The 4,052-nt window shown below is 48.0% G+C and carries 4 protein-coding genes and 1 pseudogene; all 5 read left to right on the top strand.

Annotation, left to right across the window (positions count from 1 at the left end; genetic code table 11):
• Positions 1–587 (top strand): annotated as a pseudogene (locus MHN01_RS18795) (beta-ketoacyl-ACP synthase); the annotation flags it as partial.
• Positions 580–1,044: a hotdog family protein gene (locus MHN01_RS18790; RefSeq protein WP_239412748.1), complete on the top strand. Its 465-nt coding sequence runs from the start codon at positions 580–582 to the stop codon at positions 1,042–1,044. The pseudogene MHN01_RS18795 and the gene MHN01_RS18790, both read left to right, overlap by 8 nt.
• Entirely contained in the window at positions 1,041–1,766 is a 726-nt protein-coding gene (locus MHN01_RS18785; RefSeq protein WP_239412747.1) for a 3-ketoacyl-ACP reductase FabG2, read from the top strand. Before MHN01_RS18790 ends, MHN01_RS18785 begins: the two co-directional genes overlap by 4 nt.
• A 192-nt stretch (positions 1,767–1,958) precedes the next feature.
• On the top strand, positions 1,959–2,492 hold the full coding sequence (gene mog, locus MHN01_RS18780; protein ID WP_239412746.1) for a molybdopterin adenylyltransferase: 534 nt from the start codon (positions 1,959–1,961) through the stop codon (positions 2,490–2,492).
• Positions 2,493–2,575: 83 nt separating this feature from the next.
• A complete protein-coding gene (locus MHN01_RS18775; protein WP_239412749.1) occupies positions 2,576–3,322 on the top strand; it encodes a hypothetical protein in 747 nt (248 codons plus the stop codon).
• Positions 3,323–4,052 lie beyond the last annotated feature (730 nt).

Here is a 4,052-nt window from a genome sequence, read left to right as displayed (position 1 = left end):
TCTGCAATCCGTTCAGTGAAAACCGCAAAGGAATAAACCTCGGTGAAGCTGCTGCGTTCATGTTGTTGTCACTGGCGGCAGAAGATTCCGAGTTTACTGAAACCGTCCCGCCGATTGCCTTGCTGGGAGCCGGAGACAGCTCCGATGCCCACCATATCTCAGCTCCACATCCAGAAGGTAATGGTGCCGAGGAAGCAATGCGTAAGGCGCTCGATGATGCCGGCCTGAAGCCTGAGAGCATTGGCTACATCAATGCCCATGGAACATCGACGCCGCTCAATGATGCCATGGAATCCAAGGCGATTAACCGTGTATTCGGCGCCAATACCCCCGTCAGCTCAACTAAACCGCTTACCGGGCATACGTTGGGGGCGGCAAGTGCAGTAGAAGCCGCCATTTGCTGGCACGTTCTTCGCTATCAGTTGCCACTGCCGTTTCAGGTGAATGACGGTCAGATAGATCCGTCACTGGCGCCGGTGACATTAGTTAAGCCGGGAACGCCGTTGAATGAACCTGCGCTGCTGAGCAACTCGTTTGCCTTCGGCGGAAATAATATCAGTTTAATCTTCGGGTATGCCCATGGCTGAATATCCTCACTTGCATCAGTTGTTGCCTCATGAATCGCCGATGGCACTGGTTGATGAGCTGGTGGATGTTGGCGACAGCCATGTTCATTGCCGAGTGATAGTGGGTGAGCAGAATCTGTTTTTTGATACCGAGAGCCGGGTTATTCCTGGCTATGTCGGGGTCGAGCTGATGGCACAGACTGTTGCTGGCTGGTCGGGCTACCATGCGGTAAATCGGGGAGAAGCATCGCCTGTGGGTTTTCTGCTTGGTTGTCGTCGCTATCAGGCCGAATGTAGTGCTTTTGAAGAAAATCATGCGCTGGATATATACGCCGAGCAAGTGATGGAAAATAACGGCATGGCTGTGTTTGCCTGCCGTATAGAACATCAGGGGAACTTGCTTGCCAGCAGTCAGTTGAACCTATTTATACCGTCAAAGAAAAAGTTGGAACAAACGATAAAAAAGGACCCTATATGATTCGTCAGGTGCTAGTGACAGGCGCAAGTAAAGGAATTGGACGCGCTATTGCCATCCAGCTTGCTAAAGATGGTTTTACAATCGTCGTCCATTATATGGGCGATCACGCCGGGGCTGAATTAACCCTGGCCGAGATCCGACAACTTGGTGGGGAAGGGCGGCTGATCCAGTTTGATATCCGAGACCGCCAGCAGTGTCGTGACGTCATTGAGGCTGATATTGCTGAATATGGTGCTTATTATGGGGTTGTCAGCAATGCCGGTATATCACGCGATACGGCGTTCCCGGCAATGAGCGAAGATGATTGGGACGGCGTAGTTCATACCAATCTGGATGGTTTTTATAACGTTCTTCACCCCTGTGTGATGCCAATGATTAAGCTGCGCAAGGGGGGGCGGATCGTCACCTTGGCATCGGTCTCCGGTATTATGGGAACCCGTGGTCAGACGAACTACAGTGCGGCCAAGGCCGGGGTGATAGGGGCTACCAAATCACTGGCACTAGAATTAGCGAAACGCAAAATCACCGTTAACTGTGTGGCGCCGGGGCTCATTGATACCGGAATGGTGGAGGAGCATGTCAAAGAACAGTCTTTGCCGATTATTCCAATGCGCCGCATGGGCGAACCGGAGGAAGTCGCGGGGCTGGTGGGCTACCTGATGTCAGATGTTTCCGCCTATGTCACCCGCCAGGTGATCTCGGTAAATGGCGGGTTGATATAACGGCTGGTTGAGTTCTGACATGGGATAGACAGTAAACCACTTTTTGGGCACGTTTTTTTCGATTTAGAGGTTTATCCCGCTCACTATATTCCTTAAACTTGCATTTAATCTGATTGTATTGTGAGTCGGCTGAGCTTGTCGGCTCGTAATCGATCTATCTAACAAGCAAGACGTAGGTCTGAGGGATAACAAATGACAAAAGCTAGAATTGGTATTGTGACGGTCAGCGACCGCGCAAGTGCTGGTGTGTACGATGATATTTCGGGCAAGGCAATTATCGAAACATTGAATGACTATCTTGTGTCAGAATGGGAGCCTGTCTACGAAGTGATCCCTGATGAGCAGGACATTATCGAAGCAACGCTGATCAAAATGGCCGATGAACTAAACTGTAGTCTGATTGTGACAACAGGCGGTACTGGCCCTGCCAAGCGTGATGTGACTCCTGAGGCAACAGAGGCTGTTTGTGATCGCATGATGCCGGGCTTTGGTGAGCTAATGCGTGCCGAGTCGTTGAAATTTGTACCTACCGCAATTCTGTCACGCCAGACGGCAGGTCTTCGTGCCGACAGCCTGATTGTTAACCTACCGGGTAAGCCGAAATCTATTCGTGAATGTCTGGATGCCGTTTTCCCTGCTATACCTTACTGTATTGATTTGATGGAAGGACCTTACCTTGAGTGTAACGAAGAGGTGATGAAGCCTTTCCGTCCTAAAAAGAAATAATCGTAACAGATATGCTGGTAGCCGTTAGGGTTGCCAGCGTTACCCGGAGAGATGCCGTGAAGGTTATAGTACTTATCGTTGCTATGTGCTTACTGGCTATGCCAGCACATGCCAGTTGGGAGAAGCTTAAGGAAACAGCATCGGATATAGGCAGCAAAGTCAGCGAGAGCTCAAAAAAAGCCTGGGATAGCGTGTCGGAGTTTTCGAAAGAGGCATGGGATTCGGTATCAAGCTGGGGCGAGGAGGCGTTTAATACCGCCGGTGAGTGGACTGATGCTTCGATCGAGAAGGGCAAAGAGTGGCTGGAAGCTGGCGAAGAAAAGCTCGATGAGATGCTGGAACCTGAAACCCCCGAACAGGCTCGTTTGGCCCTGGATACGATGTCTGATACCGCACTGGTACGATTGTTCAATGAGCACCCATCTGCCAAACTCTTGTTTGATAAAGCCTATGGCTATGCCGTTTTTGATTCGCGCAAGTTCTCTCTGATGCTTCATACCAGTCAAGGTGCTGGTGTTGCCGTTAACCGTAAAACCGATCAGCGTACCTACATGAAAATGTTTGGGGCTGGGCTGGCAGCAGGGATTGGCGGTAAGTTTTATCAGCAGGTTATTTTATTTGAAGATCAGATAACCTTCGACGGTTTTGTTGACGATGGTTGGGAAGCGACATCCGAAATGGGCGCAGTGGCTGGTTCCGAGAGTGCTGAATTAACAGCCAAGTACAATGGTGGAATGGCGATCTATCAGATTGATGAAAAGGGACTGTTGCTCGATGCCAATATCTCTGGCTCTAAATACTGGATAGATACGGATTTGACGCCTAAATAAAGATTAAGAATACCGTCTGAACAATACTCTTTTATTGGTTATATCCGAAAGAGTTTGTTCTCTCATTAATTAAAGAATGAGGTGTTATTATTATACCCAAACTACCTCAAGATGCAGGATTCAGAGTGAGACCAGCGTGTTCAGTTCAAGGAAAATAGCGGTAGGAATGGTAGCCCCTTTCAACGTTATTTGACACAGAAATGGGCACGCTGGCTCACTCCCAAAGGGCGAGTTTACTTGGCTTCTATGCGTTGTTACCGATTATTAATTTAGAACCACTAGACTTTCAAATCGGTGCCTAGCCTACAAGCCAAGTAATTCTCGCTGAAACGAGCATCTTGAGGTTGCTTGGGTATATGTTAATTCATTGAGCTTTTGATTTTAGTTAATAATTACTACCGACCTCAACAAAATACTGCAAATTCTCATCTCCATAAAGAATAGTATTATCATTAAGTGCGGTGGCTCGTAGCTTGTTGAATTGCTTTTGATTTAGTCATCATTTTCTTTTTAGATAATTCAAAGCGTATATCAAACTGATATTTATTCTGGTTACTTAAAGGTTTCAGTATGGTATCGCAATCTCTTTTCTGTCTCATTTATTCACATGGGTAATAATATGGATGTTAAAAGAAGCTGGGGGCTGATATCAATTCTTCTTGGTGTGCTTTCTTTATTGTGGGGAGGCGTGTCACTGGGCGGTATGTTTGGACAGGAGCAGGTGTTCTCG

The organism is Photobacterium sp. OFAV2-7 (assembly GCF_022347985.1).
Taxonomy (GTDB): Bacteria; Pseudomonadota; Gammaproteobacteria; order Enterobacterales; family Vibrionaceae; genus Photobacterium.
Note: the sequence above shows the minus strand (reverse complement) of the source record. Positions and strands in the feature narration are given on the sequence as shown.